The following is a 16,259-nucleotide window of genomic DNA, read 5'->3' as shown; positions in this document are numbered from 1 at the left end:
CCCGCGCCCACCACACCTGCACCAGCACCTCCTCGACATCCTCGGCGTCGACCCAACCCGCCCACCATGATCGACATACGGGCCCGTCAACGCATCAAAGCCCCATGTGCGGAAGACGGGCCTAGCGTGACATCGCGCTGCGGCTGGCCATCCCCGAAGGAACCGCGAAGTCCCGCATGCGCGCGGCTCTCACTTCCCTCGCCCGCGCTCTCGCCGCCCAAGGAGTCTCCCCGTGACGCCGGACCCACCGGAGGTTCCCGCCGGCGGTTCCTGTGTCGGTGATCTGGTGGCCGCGTACGTACTGGGCGCCTGCACGGCGGCCGAGGCGGATGTCGTCGAGACGCATCTCGGCCACTGCGCGACCTGCGCCGCCGACGCGGCCCGTCTCCTGCCAGCCGCGCTGCCGTGGTCCTCGGGGACGGCCGTCACCGCCGGTCCGCACGACCTTGAGCCGCCGATCGACGGCCCCGGCTCGCTCACCGACGTCCTCACCGCGGCGCTCGCCGTCTGGCCCTCCGCCCCCGGCTTCGATCTGGCACCGTCCAGCGGTCCCGCAGGACCGGCCCGCGGAGTGGGTGCGGCGTGCTATGGGAACCGGGTCGGCGCGCTCGATCGGGTGTTGATCGAGATGGCTCCCGACCTGTGGTCACGCCCGGCCGCCGTCGGCTGGTCGGTCCGGGAGCTGATCCTGCACCTCTACGCCGTAGACGGACTGCTGCTCGACGCGCTGAGCGGGCACGCCGCGACCGACGACGACCCGCTGACCCGAACGCTCGCCGTCCACGACCACGCCCGGGACTGGCCCATCGAGGTCGTCTGGCAGCGCTGGTACGAGCGGGCCGGGCGGCTGTGCACCGTTGTGAACCACTCCGGGCGGAACCCAGCGGCGTGGGTGGTGACGGTAGGCCCACTGGCAGCTCCGGTGAACGATCACCTGATCGCCCGCGCTTTCGAGACCTGGATCCACACTCGTGACGTCGCCGCGGCCGCAGGCCTGCACCCCCCGGACCCCGGCGGGTTCGACCTGCACGCCATGGCCGACCTCTCGCTGCGGCTGCTGGCCTCCCCCTGGGCGGCCACGACCGCCGCACGCACCGGACGGAGCACCGACGCGGCGCTGCACGTCACCCTGACCGGCCCGGGCGGCGGCAGCTGGACGCTGGACCCCGTGGGCGCCCACGAGGCGGGGGTCGCGCCAGGTCCGGCGCGGCCAGGCAGCGGGGGCGTGCTGAGCGCGGGCATCGTCGAGTTCTGCCTGGTCGTCGGCGACCGGCTACCCCCCTCCGCGCTGCCCCGGCGGACCGCGGGCGACGACCAGCTCGCCGCCGATCTGCTCGCTCTGGCTCCGAGCCTGTCCGGTCCCTGAGCACTCGGCTCCCTGACAGAGGCTGCCCCGCGCCGTACGGGACATGCGCACCATCAGGTCGCTGCTGGAGGGAGCCGAAGCCGAAGCCCTGCGCACCATCGGCATCGACGTGTCCGGCGTCCTCAAGCCGCCTTTCCCCCATGCTCCCCGCGCCCGCGGGTTCCCTGCGCGGCTCGGACTCCCGGAGGAGGTTCGAGCCCGGGGCACCCGAAATGGAAAGCCTGCTTTACTAGATGGAAAGCCAGCTTTACACTTGACCCATGGCTGACGAGGCTCGGCAGGACAACGTGACACGCGACGCCCGCAGGGCGATCATGATCGACGGGATCCCGGTGTCCCTCCTCGGGATGATCGCGCTGGCACTGGGCAGCTCCCCCGACCCGAGCAGCGCCGAGAAGGGCTGGTGGCTCGGCGTGACCGGCGCCTTCACCCTCTCCGTCGCGTGGGTCCTGGTGCGGGCCTTCAGCCGCGCCGACGAGTACCAGCGCAAGATCCAGCTGGAGAGCATGGCGATCGCCTTCGCCGCCGTCCTCGTGGGCCTTCAGGCCGCCGTGCTGCTCGACGCCACCGACATCATCGGGCTGCGCCCCCTCAGTGAGGCGATCGTCCTCGGCGGCGTGGGGATCTGGTTCACCATCGCGGACCTGCGCACCCGCCTGCACCGGTGAGGAACCGGCTACGCACGCTGCGAGCCGAGCGCCGCTGGAGTCAGGCCGACCTGGCCGACCGATGCCAGGTGTCCCGGCAGACCATCAACGCGATCGAGACCGAACGGTACGACCCCGGCCTGCCCCTCGCCTTCACTCTCGCCGACATCTTCGACCTGACCATCGAGGAGATCTTTTTTCCCGACCGTCCCCAGGGCCCCACCGACCCCGGCACGCGCCGCTGACGCGATCCGGCTCCGCGGACTTCCCAGGTGGATGTGGGTGCGCGCGCTGGGATCCCTCGCCGCGCCCGCCTGCCCCGAGAATGTTCGCCGCCGGTCGCTCTGACCTCGACGAGTATCGCGATGTCCGCTATATCCGCCGGAATCGGAGCCACTTTTAGCATGACCCGCGTACGGACGTACCGGGCACGGCATCAGGATCGCAGCATCGCACGAACATCCATGAGCGCGAAGCCGAGAAGGTTTAGACCAGGCCAGTCGGCGGGGCGGGTGGCACGTGGATCGCCGGCCGACAGACCAATTCCCCAGACTGCATCCAGTGGGCTCGCCTCGACAAGAACATCGTCGCCCGTGGCAAGCAGAAAGCCACGCAGCCGGTCATTCTGGGCGAACTTCGCCAGGTTGCCCGCCACGACAATCTCGTAGCGATGCCGCTCCCAGATCGCCTCGTCGAAGCCGCGAACGCGGCGGCCAAGCGCCTTCGCCCTGCCCGGATCCGGCGCGGCGAGGATCGTTTCCAGGGCGTCATCGTCACCGAACAGCCGCGCCTTGCCAGCCATCATGAAATGCTCCGCCGTGGCGTATCGTCGCTTGTCGACGGTGAACGCCGAGGCGAGCCACTGACTCAGACAACTCGCGCCGACCCCGCCACCAGCCGCCGGCCGGTGGCCCCAGAAGAACCTGAACGACAACGCCACACCCTCGAACTCCGCCTGGATCAGATCCTCCACGGCACGGGGATGCACGGGCTTTCCCGGTGGCACCGGCTCTTGCGGCTCGCTGATCACAAGCGGAATCATGCCATGGGAACCGCCTGGCCAGACCCCGGCTACCCCAGGGGCGGAAGATCACCTAGGTCCCAGCCAGCATCATCGTCGACCAGCCGGGCTCGTTCGGAACCCGACTGGGTGACGAGATCGGACGATGCGCGGGCTACGGGCAGCTGGTGGTTGACTCGGCGTTGGTGCAGGTGTCGTAGCCGTCACGGCCGTCGATGGTGTCGTAGCCCGTGCCGCCGTTGAGGGCGTCTGCCGCGGTGGAGCCGAAGATGAAGTCGTCGCCGGGGCCGCCCATCACCGACAGTCGATAGGTCGGGAAGCTGTCGACGCTGACGACCTGGTCGTCCCCGTCACCGAGGCAGATGGTCACGTTCCTGACTCCGGGGAAGATCCGCACGACGTCGTTGCCGCCCTTCGCGGACACGACGGCATTCGAGACCGGGTCGAGGATGTCCGGGCCGTTCGTGCCCTCCAGCGTCGCGGTGAGGCTTGCGCCGGTGAACTGGTTGACGCAGCTGTCCGCGGCGCGGGCCGGTCCGGCGAGCACGACGGCGGGAACGGTGGCGGCCGCCGCGAGCGAGAGGGCGACGGCGATTCTACGAAGACGCATGTGTGGTGTCCCTTGTCCGTGCGTCAGCTCCGCGGCTGACGTCACCAGGGGGTTCGTCGGATGCCGCGGCGCCGGATGGATTCTGTGGGATCAGCGACGTTCGTCATCCGCCAGCCGTCGCCCGACGAATACGCGCGGAGGGAGCGTGGCCGCACGACGTTCGGCCGGCGAAGGAGACCGATCGATGGCGCTGTGCCACCGACCGGTCCGCCTGCGGCGTCGCGCACGCTACGATGATCTCCCTTCTGGGGGTGGGGGTCACGGTGGCAGGCGAGAGCACGGCGCAGGTGGTCTCACCGGTCTGTTCCGACGCGGACTGGCATGGTCGGCTGGTTGCGGGGGACGAGTCCGCGCTGGCCGAGATCTACGGTGCGTTCGCGCCGCTGGTCACCGCGGTGGCGTTCCGGGTCATCCGCGATCCCGACGCGGCGGCGGACGTCACCCAGGAGGTGTTCGTCCAGTTCTGGCGCAGCCCGCTGGTCTACGACCCCGGCCGGGGAAGCCTGCGGGCGTGGCTCGCGCTGCTGGCGCATCGACGGGCGGTGGACTGGGTGCGCGCCGAGCAGCGCCGCCGTGGCCTGCCGCTGGCCATCGCCGAGCGGGCCAGCGACGTCGAGGCGGTTCCCGTGGACGAGGTCGTCGTGGACGCCGAGACGGTCGAGCGGGTGCGCCGCGGGGTGCGAGGCCTGCCGAGTGCGTTGCGAGTGGCGGTGGAGCTGGCGTTCTACCAGGGCCTGACCTACCGTCAGGTCGCCGCCGAACTGGGTATTCCGGAAGGTACGGCCAAATCGCGCCTGCGGTTGGCGCTGCAGCGGCTGGCGCGGTGCCTGGCCGACGAGACAATCGAGGGGTGAGCCGTGGCTGACGACTACGAGTCCATGCTGCTCGCCGCGCTGGCCAGCACCATCCCGGCGCCCGGCGGCGCCGATGTCCCGAGCCTGGGTGACGGTTCGGGTATGGGCGGCCAGTCTGCCCCGCCCGGGCCGCCGCCGGTCGGCGCGCTGCTGGCGGCGGCGCGGGCCAGCCGACCTCCGGTGCCCGAGGTTCCCGCGTTCGCCGCCTCCTTCCGCGCCGCCGCGGGCATGCTCGACGCGGTGCTGGCAGGCGTCGACCCCGCGCGTCTGACCCGTCCCAGCCCGGTCCTGGACTGGTCTCTCGGCGACCTCGTCACCCACCTGGCCGCCGGCTACGCGCAGCTGACCTGCGCGCTCGGAGCCCCGACGGAACTCCCGGTGGCCGCCGAGGCGGACCTCGAGAGCGCGACCCGCGCGGTGCTGGCCTGGACCGCCGCCGAGCGCACCCTGCCCGAGCGGCGAGCTCTGTGGTGGGATGCCGTCACCACGCTCGCCGCCGCGTTGCGTGCGCCGTCCGCGTTCCCGGACCGGGTCCTGCAGGTGGCGGGCCATACGATGCCGGTCGCCGGGCACGTGGTGACGCGAGCCTTCGAGACGTGGATCCACGCGCGGGACATCGCGCTGGGCACGGGGATGCGCCTGCCCGACCCCGCCGGCGAGGTCATCGGCCCCATGGCCGACCTCGCGGCGCGCACACTCGCCGGTCTCGCCGCCCGGAGCCCCACGCGTGGCCAGGCGGGCACCGTGGCGCTGGCGCTGACCGGTCCCGGCGGGGGGTCCTGGCTGGTGCGGTTGGGGGCGCCGGCACCGAGCGGCGGGATCGAGGCGGCCGGCGACGGTGTCGACGCCGAGCTGACCGTCGACACGGTCGCGTTCTGCCTTCTCGTCAGCGACCGGATCGCCAGGCCCGACCTGGACGTCGTCGTCGATGGCGACGTGGCTCTGGCCGAGGACCTGCTCGCCCTCGCGCCGGCCCTGAGCGGACCCTGACCTGGACCCAGGTCACCGTGCCGGGGGCAGGTGACAGTCATTCGCGGCATGGACGACCTCGATCAGCGGATTCGCCCGCGCGGCCACCTCGGACCCGGGGCATCCGGTCCGCGGTGCGATGATCAGCGGCGCAGGGCGCGGCGGGCCAGCCAGCTGCCGAGGAACTGCCCGGCCTGCACGAGGACGACGATGGTCGCGACGGAGATGTAGACGATCGGCCAGTTGTACCGCTGGGAGCCGTAGGTGATGGCGAAGTCGCCCAGCCCGCCGCCGCCGAACAGTCCGGCCTGCGCGGACATGTCGACGACGGCGACGAAGATGAACGTGTAGCCGAGGATCAGCGGTCCGAGCGCCTCGGGGATCAGCACGGTCAGCAGAATGCTGATCGGCCGCGCCCCCGCGGCGCGGGCGGCCTCGACGACGCCCGGTTCCACGGTGAGCAGGTTCTGCTCCACGATCCGGCTGATCGCGAACGCGGCCGACAGTGACAGCGCGAACGTGACCGCGTTGGTGCCGATGGTCGTGCCGATGGTGTGCAGCATGAGCGGCTGGATCGCCGTCAGGAAGATGACGAAGGGAATCGGGCGCACCACGTTCACCAGCACGTTGACGATCAGGAACGCGGCGCGGTTCGCGAACAGGTTGCCCGCCCGGGTCGCGTACAGCACCAGGCCGAGAACCAGGCCAAGCGCGCCGCCGGCCACCACGGAGATCGACACGATGAACAGGGTCTGCCGAATGGCCTCCCGGTAGACCGCCAGGTTGTCGAGAAACTCATGCATTCCCGGCCGGCTCCTCCACGACGTCGACGCCGTCCGCGCGCAGCGCCGCGAGCGCGGCATCCACCGCCGCGTCCGCGCCGCTGAGCTCGAAGGTCAGGCTGCCCGCGGGCCGGCCCTGGAGCTCACGGATGCCACCGAAGACGACCTCCGCGGCCACCTGGTGTGCCAGGAAGACGTGTGCCAGGCCGGGCCGGGCGCCGCCCCGCTCCTCTGCCCGTTCGCCCTCCCCGTCCCCCTCCCGCACGCGCACCGTCACCAGCCGGCCGCCGCCTGGCCCGGACCGCAGCCGGGCCAGCGTTGCCGGCGAAGGCCGTTCCCGCAGGTCGGTGCCGATGAGGCGGGCCGCGGCCGTCGTCCGCGGGCGGGTGAAGACGTCGTAGACGGTGCCGGTCTCCACCACCCGCCCGACGTCGAGGACCGCCACCCGGTCGGCGAGGGAGCGGATGACGTCGAGCTCATGGGAGACGATCACGATCGTGACGCCGAGCTCGCGGTTGACCTGGCCAAGTAGCGCCAGCACCTCCCCGGTGGTCTCGGGGTCGAGCGCGCTGGTCGCCTCGTCGACGAGCAGCAGCGACGGCTCGGTGGCCAGGGCACGGGCGATGCCCACCCGCTGTTTCTGACCGCCGGAGAGCCGTTCGGGATGGTCGTGGGCACGATCGAGCAGCCCGACGAAGGCCAGCAGCCGCGCCACCCGGCGGTCGCGCTCGGGCTGACCGACCCCGGCGACCTTCAGCGGGTAGGCGACGTTGCCGGCGACGGTCCGCGACCGGAAGAGGTTGAACTGCTGAAAGATCATCCCGGTGTCGCCTCGCGCCTCCCGCCGGCCCCGCTCGTTCAGCGCGCCAAGCTCGCGCTCCCCGAGGTACACCCGGCCCGAGGTGGGCGTCTCCAGACCGTTGATCAGTCGCAGCAGCGTGCTCTTGCCGGCCCCGGAGGAGCCGATGACGCCGAACACCTCGCCGCGGCGAACCTCGAGGCTGACGTCGTCGAGCACCACCACCGGCGCGGCGCGCCGCCCCCGGCCCGGGAACGTCTTCCCGACCCGCTCCAGCCGAACATGGATCTCCGCCCGCGCATCGGCAGGCTCGGCGGGGACCGACATCGGCGCCGCGCCTAGCCTCGCGCCGCTGCGGCCTGCTTCTCCACGGTCGCGAGTTCCGCCTGGAGCCGCGGGGCGGGCACCGTGCGGAACACCGCGACACCCCCGTTGGCCTTCTGCACCCCCGCCTCCACCGACGGGTCGTGGTAGAGCGCGGCGAGGGCCAGGTAGGTCTCGTCGTTCTTGTCCTCGTCGCGGGCGACGAAGATGTTCACGTACGGCGCCGCGCTGGCGCCGGCCGGGTCGTCCTGGTAGATCGCGCCCGATCGCGGCAGCTTGGCGCTGGTCGCGTAGTTGTTGTTGACGATGGCCGCGGCGACGGAGCCGCTCTGCAGCGCGCCCGCGGTCTGCGCGGCGTCCAGCGTCACCACGGTGACCTTGTGCGTCTCGATGTCGCGGGTGGTGGAGAAGGCCGAGCCGCCGTCCTTCAGCGTCAGCAGGCCGGCCGACTGCAGAACGAGCAGGCCGCGCGCCTCGTTGATCGCGTCGTTCGGGACCGCCACCTTCGCGTCGGCGGGCAGCGCCGAGGGCCTGTCGTACTTCAGCGCGTACAGCGGCAGCGGATAGACGGCGGTGGCGCCGATCGGGCGCAGGGTGTCATGCGCGGTGGCGTTGTAGTTCGCCAGGTACTGGATGTGCTGGAACTGGTTGAGGTCGAGCTGCTTTTCCCTCAGCGCCGGATTGGGCTGACTGTAGTCGTTGAAGTTGACGTACTTCACCGTGACGTCCAGCCGCTTCTTCGCGAGGTCGGCGAACGTCTTCCAGTACGGCTCGGACGCGTCGACGACGCCGATGCGCACCGTCTTCGATCCGCTCGAGCCGCCGGTGAAGGCCAGAACCAGACCGACCACCAGCGCCGCGACCAGCACGACGGCGGCGGAGACGATCCAGGGCAGGCGCCGTCGACCCGAACCGCTCGGTGGCAGAACCGGATCGACCGGAGCCTCACGCGGATTGTTCTCACCCGCGGACGACGCGGACATGACTCCTCCAGAACGCTCAGGAGCACGACACGGCACAGCGGCACAGCGACACAGCGGGCTCGCCGGGCGCGGGGCGCGGCTCGCGGTGGCCTGCGGCGGGCGTGCGACAACGAGGTCGGCGAAACGCCGTCACCGAAGGACGGAAACCCTCGGTGGGCAGGGGCGACGCGGAGGCGTCAACGACACAGGCAGCTGGCGACCCGAACGTGATCGACCGGGCGTCGACTCGTCAGCAGAGCTGCATGCACGGAACAGACCTTAGCAGGTCGAATCCGGCGGAGAATCCGAATTTCCAGGACATCGCGGCGCACCGGAACAATGTTTCGCGAGGGTTGCAGCCGGAATGGTCAGCGCACAACAGGCCCCGACGGTGCCACAACCAGGATGGCGGTCTCGGCCTGGCCGGTCGGGTGCAGCAGATGGGCTGCCGCGGGTTCGCCGGCCAGGTCGAGGTGCGGGCGGCCGAAGGCGCCGATGCCCCGGCAGTTCCACAGCGGTTCCAGCATCGGATGGTCAGCGCGCAGGAGCGCGCTGATCTCGGCGATGCGCGGGTCGCCGGCGTGCAGGTCGGCCGCCATGCGGAACTGGCGCGCGACCGACCGCAGCAGCCCGGTCGTTCCCGGCGCGTGGGCGAGTAGGCCGAGCACATGCCGGCGCGCCGGTTCATGCTCGGACGGGTCACCCAGCAGCTGCTCCCAGGACGCGTTGGTGGCGAGGACGTCGAGCCGGTGGTCGAGCAGGGCGGCGGGGCCGCCGGGCCAGCTCGTCACGAGCGATTCCAGGTCGCGCAGCTGCTCGCCCGGCGGGGTGAGCGCCGGCGGCTCGGGCGCGCTGAGCCGGCTCAGGTGCCGCCGGCCTGCCCCGTCGAGCCCGAGGACGCGGCCGACGGCGTCGAGGACCTGCCGGGACGCCGCCACCCGGCCCTGTTCCAGGCCGGTGTACCAGGTGAGGCTGACCCCGGCCAGCGCGGCGAGTTCCTCCCGGCGCAGTCCGGCGACGCGGCGGCGCTCTCCGGTGGGCAGTCCGACGCTGGCCGGTTCGATCAGCGCCCGGTAGGCCCGCAGGCAGGCGCCGAGCTCGCGACGCCGGGCGGCCACCGCGGCGCCGTCGGGTGTCACTCCCACTGCCACCATCTACAGACTCCTGGTTCGTGTGCCCGGCAACGGCGATGCTCGGCGCCATGATCCGTATCGGTGTCAACCTCGCCGCCGGCCTGGGCACTCCCGGGACCGGCAACCTCGTGGACGATCTCACGGGCGTCGCGCGGACGATCGCGGCTGCCGGCGTGCGTACCGTCTGGCTGCCGCAGGGCTACGGGTACGACGCGCTGGGCGTGCTGACGGCGATCGCCCGGCAGGTGCCCGACATCGAGCTCGGCACCTCGGTCGTCGTCGTGCAGCCGCGTCATCCGCGGGTGCTGGCCGCGCAGGCGCTGACCGCGCAGGCGGCGGCGCACGGACGTCTCACCCTCGGGCTCGGGGTCAGCCATCCGGGCCTGCTGGAGGTCTACGGCCAGCCGTTCCACCGGCCGGTCGCCGCGCTGCGCACGCATCTCGACACGCTGCTGCCGATCCTGGCCGGGCGCCGCGTCCCGGGTGCCTCCGGGCCGGGATCGGACGCCGCCGACAGCGCCGTGCCCGGCGCGACGGATCGGGTTCCGGTTCTGCTCGGCGCGCTCGGCCCCGCGATGCTGCGGCTGGCCGGGGAACGGGCGCAGGGGACGATCACCTTCCTGGCCGGGCCGCGCACCATCGGCGAGCACGTCGTTCCGCTGATCAGCGCCGCGGCGCGGGAAGCAGGTCGGCCGGCGCCGAGGGTGGTCGTCGGGCTTCCGGTGGTGGTGACGTCCACGCCGGACCGAATCCGCGCCGAGTTGAACGCCGCCTACGGTGATCTCGCCCGGCTACCGTCCTACCGTGCGGCGCTGGACCGGGACGGCCTCGCCGAACCGGGGGCGATCGCCGTCGCCGGCGACGAGGACACCGTCGTCGACCAGCTGGCGGCCTACGCCACGCTCGGCGCCACCGACGCGCTGGTCAGTCTCGTCGGCACGGCGGCCGAACGCGCCCGGACGCTGCGCCTCCTCGGCGCCGTCGGATCGACGCCGCACGCCTGATGTCCCCGGATCCGGGTTGACGTGGACGTGGACGCGATGTCCGACGTGGACGTCGGCCGCTGGCGCCTGGCATCAGCGGGAGGTGCCCTCGGTCGCCGGGTGGGGGCTCGACCAGCGGCTGGGCGGGCGGGGCAGGCCGAGGGTGTCGCGCAGGGTGCGGCCGGGGTAGTCGGTACGGAACAGGCCGCGGCGGCGCAGTTCGGGGATCACCTGGGTGGCGAAGTCGTCGAGGGGGTCGGGCAGGTAGGGGAAGATGACGTTGAAGCCGTCGGCGGCACGTCCGGTGAACCACTCCTCGATGTGGTCGGCGATGGACTGGGCCGTACCGGTGATCGTGCGCGTGTCGCGGGCGAGCTGGGCGGCCAGCTGGCGGATGGTCAGCCCCTCGTCGCGGGCCCGGCGCAGCAGGTGTGCCTGGGCGCTCTGGCTCTGGTTGGACAGCGGCAGCTCGGGCAACGGGCCGTCGAGTGGGTGCGACGCCAGGTCCACGCCACCCAGCCAGTAGGCGAGGTCGGCGAGGGCGACCCGCGGGTCGAGCAGTGCGCTGAGCCGGTCGAGCCGGTCCTCGGCCTCCGCCTTCGTCGCACCGACCAGCACCGACAGGCCTGGCAGGACGATGACCTGGTCCGGGTCCCGGCCGGCGGCGGCGGCGCGTGCCTTGAGGTCGGCGTAGAACGCCTGCGCGCCGGCAAGGTCCGGGTGGTGGGTGAACACGACGTCGGCGACGGAGGCGGCCAGGGACACGCCGGTGTCGGACGAGCCGGCCTGCACGATCACCGGACGGCCCTGCGGCGGGCGCGCGATGTTCAGCGGCCCGCGCACGCGGAAGTGCCTGCCCTGGTGGTCCAGCCAGTGCAGCTTCGTCTCGTCGAAGTACAGCCCGCCGTGCTGGTCGTGCAGGAAGGCGTCGTCGTCGAAGCTGTCCCACAGGCCGGTGACGACGTCGAAGAACTCGGCGGCACGTTCGTAGCGGACCTCGTGGTCGACGTGGCGGTCCAGGCCGAAGTTGCGCGCCTCGGCGTCGTTGAGGGAGGTGACGAGGTTCCAGCCGATCCGCCCGCCGCTGAGATGGTCGAGGGAGGCGAACGTGCGGGCCAGGTGGTAGGGCTCGGTGTAGGTGGTCGACGCGGTGGCGATCAGGCCGATGTGGCTGGTGGCGGTCGCCAGGGCGGCGAGCAGCGTCGTCGGTTCGAAGGAGTCGTTGACGACGCTGACCTGGCGCAGCACCTCCTGGTCGGCGAACGGCACGCCGACGAGGTCGGCGAAGAAGATCGCGTCGAACCGGGCCCGCTCCGCCGTGCGCGCCAGCTCGACGACGTGGCGGATGTTCACGCCCGCGTCCGCGACGCTGTCCGGGTGCCGCCACGCGACGAGGAACTCCCCCGGCGGCTTGAGAAAGGCGTTCAGGTGCAGCTCGCGCCGCGCGGCCGGCCGTGACGCGCTCACCGCCCGGCCACCTCGGCGGCGCAGGGCCGGGAGGGTCCGGCGGGGCGGCCTGGGGGGCGTCGCAGGCCCAGGTGACCGCGCAGTGTCGTCTCCTCGTACTCGTGGCGGACCAGGCCGCGGCGGCGCAGTTCCGGGATGACCTGGTCGACGAAGTCCTCCGCCGAGCCGGGCAGGTAGGGGAAGCTGACGTTGAACCCGTCGGCGGCGCGTCCCCGGAACCAGGTCTCGAGGTGGTCGGCGACCGACTCCGGGGTGCCGACGACCGACGAGACGGCGGCGAAGCGCAGCGCCAGCTGGCGGATGGTCAGGTTCTCCCGGCGGGCGAGGTCCAGCATGAGCTGCTGGCGGCTCCTGCTGCGGTTGGTGACGCCGATGGCGGGCAGCGGCCCGTCGAGGGGGACGCCGCTGAGGTCGAGGTCGCCGATGTTGTCCTGCACGAGCCGGCGGGCGACGTCGTCGTGGATGAGGTCCTGCAGCTCCTCGAGCCGGGCCCGCGCGGCCGCCTCGCTGCTCGCCACGTACGGCGCGAGCACCGGCCAGACCAGCACGTCGTCGGGGCCTCGGCCGTGCGCCGCCGCGCGTGCCTTCACGTCCCGGTAGAACCCCTGGGCGCCGGCCAGGGACGTCTGGGCGGTGAAGACGACCTCGCCGTGGCGGGCGGCGAAGTCCCGGCCGGTCTGCGAGGACCCGGCCTGGAACAGCACCGGGTGGCCCTGCGGCGGCCGGGAGATGTTCAGCGGCCCGCGAACCCGGAAGTGCTCGCCCTCGTGGTGGGGCGTGCGCAGCCCGGCGGGGTCGTAGTAGCTGCCGGCGGCCTTGTCGCGGACGACCGCGCCGTCGGCGAAGCTGTCCCACAGCGCCCGCACGACGTCGACGAACTCGTCCGCCCGCCGGTAGCGCAGGGTGTGGTCGAGGTGGGTGTCGCGGCCGAAGTTGCCGGCCTCCAGCGGGACGACGGACGTCACGATGTTCCAGCCGGCTCGCCCGGCGGAGAGGTGATCGAGGGAGGCGAACCTGCGCGCGACGTGGTACGGCTCGTTGTAGGTGGTCGTCGCGGTCGCGACCAGGCCGATCCGCTCGGTCACGGTCGACAGGGCCGCGAGCAGGGTGAGCGGTTCGAAGTGCTCCGCGCGGGCGGTGCGACGCAGCGAGTCGAGGTCGTGGCCCCAGATCGCGACGACGTCCGCGAGGAACAGCGCGTCGAAGGCGCCGCGTTCGAGGGTCCGCGCGACCCGGATGTGGTGGTCGAGGTCGAGCTGGCCGTCGGGCCGGGCGAGCGGGTGCCGCCAGCCGGCGATGTGCCCGCCGGAGCCGTGCACCAGCGCCCCAAGCGTCAGCCGCCGCGGCCGCTCATCCCCGCTCACCGGTGTGCTCCGAGTGCGGCGGGCAGCGCAGCCAGCACGCCGCGGGAGCGCAGCAGTGCGGCGGCCCCCTCGGCCAGGTGGTAGGCCTCCTCCAGATGGGGCTGACCGGAGAGGATGAAGTGGTCGACGCCGAGCGCGTGGTACTCCTCGATCCGCTCGGCGACCTGCTCGTGGCTGCCGACGATCGCGGTGCCGGCGCCGCCGCGGACCAGCCCGTAGCCGGCCCATACGTTCGGGTAGACCTCCAGGCGCGCGCGGTCGCCGCCGTGCAGCGCGGCCATCCGGCGCTGTCCGACGGACTCGCTGGCGGCGAACACCGCCTGGTGCGCGATGATCCGCGCGTCGTCGAGCCCGACGAGCAGCCGGTCCGCCTCGGCCCGCTCCGCGGCGGGACTCGCGCCGCCGAAGAAGACCGGCGGCGGCCCCCACGGTGTCACGTCGACACTGGCGTCGCGGACCTGGTAGTGCTGGCCGGTGTAGGTGAACGGCGGGTCCGCCGCGGCGACGCCGCGCAGCACGGTCAGGAACTCGGCGGTGCGAGAGTAGCGCTGGTCGTGGTCGAGGTGGTCGCCGAGGCGGCGCTGCTCGGCCGAGTCACCGCCGGTGACGATGTTCAGCAGCAGACGACCGCCCGAGACGCGCTGGAAGGTCGCCGCCTGGTGCGCGGCCAAAGTCGGCGAGATCAGGCCCGGCCGAAAAGCGACCAGGAACCGCAGCCGGCTGGTGACCTGGGTCAGCGCGGCGGTCACGATCCAGGCGTCCTCGCACCACAGCCCGGTCGGGGTGAGCACTGCCTCGTAGCCGAGCTGCTCGGCGGCGCGGGCGATCAGGGCCAGGTAGTCGATGCTCGCGGAGCGGGACCGGCCGCCTGACCGCGCCGCGGCGGCCGAGCCCTGGTGGGGTTCACCGTCCCCCGAGCCGACGATGCCCCGGTCGTCGCCGTTGGTGGGCAGATACCAGTGCACATGCGCGGGCATGGCCGCAGGCTCTCCTCGGATACGGGTGCACAGGACCGGAAGAATGCACGCGGACGCTTTTCCGGCCGTTCTGGGTGCGTCGGCACGACCCGGTGAGCGTCGCACCGGCGAGCGGCCGCCGTCAACCAGCCGGCGTATTTCTACGAAAGCACTGCCATAATATTTCCCAACAGTGGCAGCCCGACACTCCAGGAAATTCCGCCGCTCGCGGCGGCTTATGCGCGGTATGCTGCGCGCCATGCAGCCGCCATCCGCGGGCCGGCGCTGTAGCTAGCGCCGCCAGCTCCCTTTCCGCTGTCGCGATGGCAGGTAGTTCCCCCGTGAACACCGCCTCCATCCTGCATTTTTCCGTCCCGCCGACCACCCTCGTACCTGCCCTGAACCCGCATTCCCGCCACCAGTTCGGCACCGCACAGGGAGGACACTGCGTATGAAGGTCGGATCCCCCTGGCCGACACGGGGAACGCGCCGGCGACCGCCGGTGATGACGTCCGTCGCGGCACTCACGGCGGCCGTCCTGCTTCTTCTCGGCGCCTGCGGCGGTGGCTCGGGTGGCGCCGGAGCCGGAGCCGGCGCGAAGGGCACGGATCCGGCAGCGACGGTCACGATCGGGCAGATCCTCGAGCCGAGCACGCTCGACATCACCCGGGGCTCGGGCGTCGCGATCGCCGACGTCCTGCAGAACAACGTCTACCAGGGACTGTTGCAACGCGACGACACCGGGACGATCACCCCGGCGCTTGCCAGCGGCTACCAGGTCTCCCCCGACGGCCTGACCTACACGTTCACCCTGCGCCCAGGCGTCCGTTTCCACGACGGCAACCCGCTGACCGCCGCCGACGTCGTCTCGTCGCTGACCGCCGTCATCGCGCCGGGCTCGACGAACCCGAACGCGGCGAACCTGGCCTCGCTCGCGTCCGTCGCGTCCCCCGACCCGGGCAGGGTGGTGCTGACGCTGCGCCACCGCGACACGAACTTCACGTTCTGGCTGACCACCGCCGCCGGGGTGATCCTGCGGCGCGGCGCGACCGACCTCGCCGCGACGGCCAACGGCACCGGGCCGTTCCGGTTCGCCTCATGGCGTCACGGCGACAGCATCACGCTGGCCCGCAACGACGGCTACTGGGGCGCCCGGGCCGGCGTCGCCAAGGTCGTCTTCCGCTACATCACGGACCCGAACGCGCAGAACAACGCGGTGCGGACCGGCCAGGTCGACATCGGCGCGATCGCCGACGCCGACCTGATCAACAGCTACCGGGGCAATCCGGACTTCGTCGTCGTCCGAGGCACCACCACTGACAAGTTCACCCTCGGCTTCAACGCGGCGCGCGCGCCGCTGTCGGACGAACGGGTCCGGCACGCGCTGCGCCAGGGCATCGACAAGGACGGCCTGATCAAGGTCCTCGGCACGGGGGTGCGGATCGGCGGCGACGTCCCGCCGAGCGACCCCTGGTACGAGGACCTGACCGGCATCGACCGCTACGACCCGGCGCACGCGAGGGCACTGCTCGCCCAGTCCGGCCATCCGCGCGGGCTGAAGCTGACGCTGACCGTGCCGACGATCTACCCGACGTCGATCGCCGAGTACGTCGCCTCGCAGCTGCGCCAGATCGGCGTCGAGGTCACGATCCGGCCGGTGGAGTTCTCGACCTGGCTGACCGACGTGTTCGCCCACCATGACTACGACCTGAGCATCGTCGACCACGTGGAACCGCGCGATCTCGGCAACTACGCCCTCCCGGCCTACTACTGGGGCTACGACGACCCACGCACCCAAGCCCTCTACCAGACCGGCGTCCAGGCCTCGTCCGACAAGGACCGCGACGACAGCTTCCGCGCGGTGGCCAGGCGCGTCTCGCAGCAGGCCGTCAGCGACTGGCTGCTGCTCGGCGAGTCCCGCCAGGTGGCCAGGAGCGGGATCCGCGGCTATCCGGCGAACAACACCTCGCAGATCTACGACGCCTCGAAGATCGTGGTCACCCGATCGTGACGCGGTTTCGC

The 16,259-nt window shown here is 72.1% G+C and carries 16 protein-coding genes; 7 read left to right on the top strand and 9 right to left on the bottom strand.

Annotated features, from left to right (window positions below):
• Positions 1–232: 232 nt before the first annotated feature.
• From AC6EXY_RS29860 to AC6EXY_RS29850, 3 genes are all read left to right on the top strand, one after another.
• The gene (locus AC6EXY_RS29860; protein WP_101831565.1) at positions 233–1,366 is read left to right on the top strand and encodes a maleylpyruvate isomerase N-terminal domain-containing protein; all 1,134 of its coding nucleotides are present in this window, start codon (positions 233–235) and stop codon (positions 1,364–1,366) included.
• Positions 1,367–1,626: 260 nt separating this feature from the next.
• Positions 1,627–2,034 carry a hypothetical protein gene (locus tag AC6EXY_RS29855; protein WP_165818341.1) on the top strand — a complete coding sequence of 136 codons (408 nt, stop codon included), beginning with the start codon at positions 1,627–1,629 and terminating at the stop codon, positions 2,032–2,034.
• A complete protein-coding gene (locus tag AC6EXY_RS29850; protein ID WP_499818632.1) occupies positions 2,031–2,258 on the top strand; it encodes a helix-turn-helix transcriptional regulator in 228 nt (75 codons plus the stop codon). Before AC6EXY_RS29855 ends, AC6EXY_RS29850 begins: the two co-directional genes overlap by 4 nt.
• 191 nt (positions 2,259–2,449) lie before the next feature.
• On the opposite strand, the gene ybiA is transcribed toward AC6EXY_RS29850, so the two are convergent.
• Both ybiA and AC6EXY_RS29840 read right to left on the bottom strand, forming a co-directional pair.
• Entirely contained in the window at positions 2,450–3,055 is a 606-nt protein-coding gene (gene ybiA / locus AC6EXY_RS29845; protein ID WP_101831567.1) for a riboflavin biosynthesis intermediates N-glycosidase, read from the bottom strand.
• Between the two features lie 133 nt (positions 3,056–3,188).
• Positions 3,189–3,644 carry a hypothetical protein gene (locus AC6EXY_RS29840; RefSeq protein WP_101831568.1) on the bottom strand — a complete coding sequence of 152 codons (456 nt, stop codon included), beginning with the start codon at positions 3,642–3,644 and terminating at the stop codon, positions 3,189–3,191.
• 233 nt (positions 3,645–3,877) lie between these two features.
• Here AC6EXY_RS29840 and AC6EXY_RS29835 point away from each other — a divergent pair, with 233 nt between their 5' ends.
• Both AC6EXY_RS29835 and AC6EXY_RS29830 read left to right on the top strand, forming a co-directional pair.
• A complete protein-coding gene (locus AC6EXY_RS29835) occupies positions 3,878–4,498 on the top strand; it encodes an RNA polymerase sigma factor (RefSeq protein WP_101831569.1) in 621 nt (206 codons plus the stop codon).
• 3 nt (positions 4,499–4,501) lie between these two features.
• Positions 4,502–5,488, top strand: coding sequence for a maleylpyruvate isomerase family mycothiol-dependent enzyme (locus AC6EXY_RS29830; RefSeq protein ID WP_101831570.1), 987 nt, complete (start codon positions 4,502–4,504; stop codon positions 5,486–5,488).
• A gap of 122 nt (positions 5,489–5,610) precedes the next feature.
• Here the strand turns inward: AC6EXY_RS29830 and AC6EXY_RS29825 are convergent, their stop codons facing one another.
• The 4 genes from AC6EXY_RS29825 to AC6EXY_RS29810 form a co-directional block, all read right to left on the bottom strand.
• Positions 5,611–6,270, bottom strand: coding sequence for a methionine ABC transporter permease (locus AC6EXY_RS29825; protein WP_101831571.1), 660 nt, complete (start codon positions 6,268–6,270; stop codon positions 5,611–5,613).
• Entirely contained in the window at positions 6,263–7,375 is a 1,113-nt protein-coding gene (locus AC6EXY_RS29820; RefSeq protein WP_101831572.1) for a methionine ABC transporter ATP-binding protein, read from the bottom strand. The genes AC6EXY_RS29825 and AC6EXY_RS29820 overlap by 8 nt, the downstream gene beginning before the upstream one ends.
• Positions 7,376–7,386: 11 nt before the next feature.
• Positions 7,387–8,355, bottom strand: a complete 969-nt coding sequence (locus tag AC6EXY_RS29815; RefSeq protein ID WP_101831573.1) for a MetQ/NlpA family ABC transporter substrate-binding protein — start codon at positions 8,353–8,355, stop codon at positions 7,387–7,389.
• Positions 8,356–8,702: 347 nt separating this feature from the next.
• The gene (locus AC6EXY_RS29810) at positions 8,703–9,488 is read right to left on the bottom strand and encodes a helix-turn-helix domain-containing protein (RefSeq protein ID WP_101831574.1); all 786 of its coding nucleotides are present in this window, start codon (positions 9,486–9,488) and stop codon (positions 8,703–8,705) included.
• Between the two features lie 47 nt (positions 9,489–9,535).
• On the opposite strand from AC6EXY_RS29810, the gene AC6EXY_RS29805 reads away from it, so the two are divergent.
• A complete protein-coding gene (locus tag AC6EXY_RS29805; protein WP_101831596.1) occupies positions 9,536–10,471 on the top strand; it encodes a TIGR03564 family F420-dependent LLM class oxidoreductase in 936 nt (311 codons plus the stop codon).
• A gap of 72 nt (positions 10,472–10,543) precedes the next feature.
• Here AC6EXY_RS29805 and AC6EXY_RS29800 read toward each other — a convergent pair whose 3' ends face one another.
• From AC6EXY_RS29800 to AC6EXY_RS29790, 3 genes are read right to left on the bottom strand one after another with little or no spacing between them, the layout of a single operon-like run.
• Positions 10,544–11,917, bottom strand: a complete 1,374-nt coding sequence (locus tag AC6EXY_RS29800) for an LLM class flavin-dependent oxidoreductase (RefSeq protein WP_499818631.1) — start codon at positions 11,915–11,917, stop codon at positions 10,544–10,546.
• Positions 11,914–13,281, bottom strand: a complete 1,368-nt coding sequence (locus AC6EXY_RS29795) for an LLM class flavin-dependent oxidoreductase (protein WP_499818630.1) — start codon at positions 13,279–13,281, stop codon at positions 11,914–11,916. The genes AC6EXY_RS29800 and AC6EXY_RS29795 overlap by 4 nt, the downstream gene beginning before the upstream one ends.
• Entirely contained in the window at positions 13,278–14,258 is a 981-nt protein-coding gene (locus AC6EXY_RS29790; protein WP_499818629.1) for an LLM class flavin-dependent oxidoreductase, read from the bottom strand. The genes AC6EXY_RS29795 and AC6EXY_RS29790 overlap by 4 nt, the downstream gene beginning before the upstream one ends.
• A 484-nt stretch (positions 14,259–14,742) precedes the next feature.
• Between AC6EXY_RS29790 and AC6EXY_RS29785 the strand changes: the two genes are divergently transcribed.
• The gene (locus tag AC6EXY_RS29785) at positions 14,743–16,248 is read left to right on the top strand and encodes an ABC transporter substrate-binding protein (protein WP_101831578.1); all 1,506 of its coding nucleotides are present in this window, start codon (positions 14,743–14,745) and stop codon (positions 16,246–16,248) included.
• Positions 16,249–16,259: the final 11 nt, after the last annotated feature.

The sequence above is a fragment of the Frankia sp. RB5 genome (genome assembly GCF_059816245.1).
This window is presented reverse-complemented; position numbering and strand designations above follow the sequence as displayed.

Coding starts and splice junctions, on each gene's coding strand:
- AC6EXY_RS29855 (WP_165818341.1), top strand. CDS start 1,627: ATGGCTGACGAGGCTCGGCAGGACAACGTGACACGCGACGCCCGCAGG.
- ybiA (WP_101831567.1), bottom strand. CDS start 3,055: ATGATTCCGCTTGTGATCAGCGAGCCGCAAGAGCCGGTGCCACCGGGA.
- AC6EXY_RS29840 (WP_101831568.1), bottom strand. CDS start 3,644: ATGCGTCTTCGTAGAATCGCCGTCGCCCTCTCGCTCGCGGCGGCCGCC.
- AC6EXY_RS29835 (WP_101831569.1), top strand. CDS start 3,878: ATGATCTCCCTTCTGGGGGTGGGGGTCACGGTGGCAGGCGAGAGCACG.
- AC6EXY_RS29825 (WP_101831571.1), bottom strand. CDS start 6,270: ATGCATGAGTTTCTCGACAACCTGGCGGTCTACCGGGAGGCCATTCGG.
- AC6EXY_RS29820 (WP_101831572.1), bottom strand. CDS start 7,375: ATGTCGGTCCCCGCCGAGCCTGCCGATGCGCGGGCGGAGATCCATGTT.
- AC6EXY_RS29815 (WP_101831573.1), bottom strand. CDS start 8,355: ATGTCCGCGTCGTCCGCGGGTGAGAACAATCCGCGTGAGGCTCCGGTC.
- AC6EXY_RS29810 (WP_101831574.1), bottom strand. CDS start 9,488: ATGGTGGCAGTGGGAGTGACACCCGACGGCGCCGCGGTGGCCGCCCGG.
- AC6EXY_RS29805 (WP_101831596.1), top strand. CDS start 9,536: ATGATCCGTATCGGTGTCAACCTCGCCGCCGGCCTGGGCACTCCCGGG.
- AC6EXY_RS29790 (WP_499818629.1), bottom strand. CDS start 14,258: ATGCCCGCGCATGTGCACTGGTATCTGCCCACCAACGGCGACGACCGG.
- AC6EXY_RS29785 (WP_101831578.1), top strand. CDS start 14,743: ATGACGTCCGTCGCGGCACTCACGGCGGCCGTCCTGCTTCTTCTCGGC.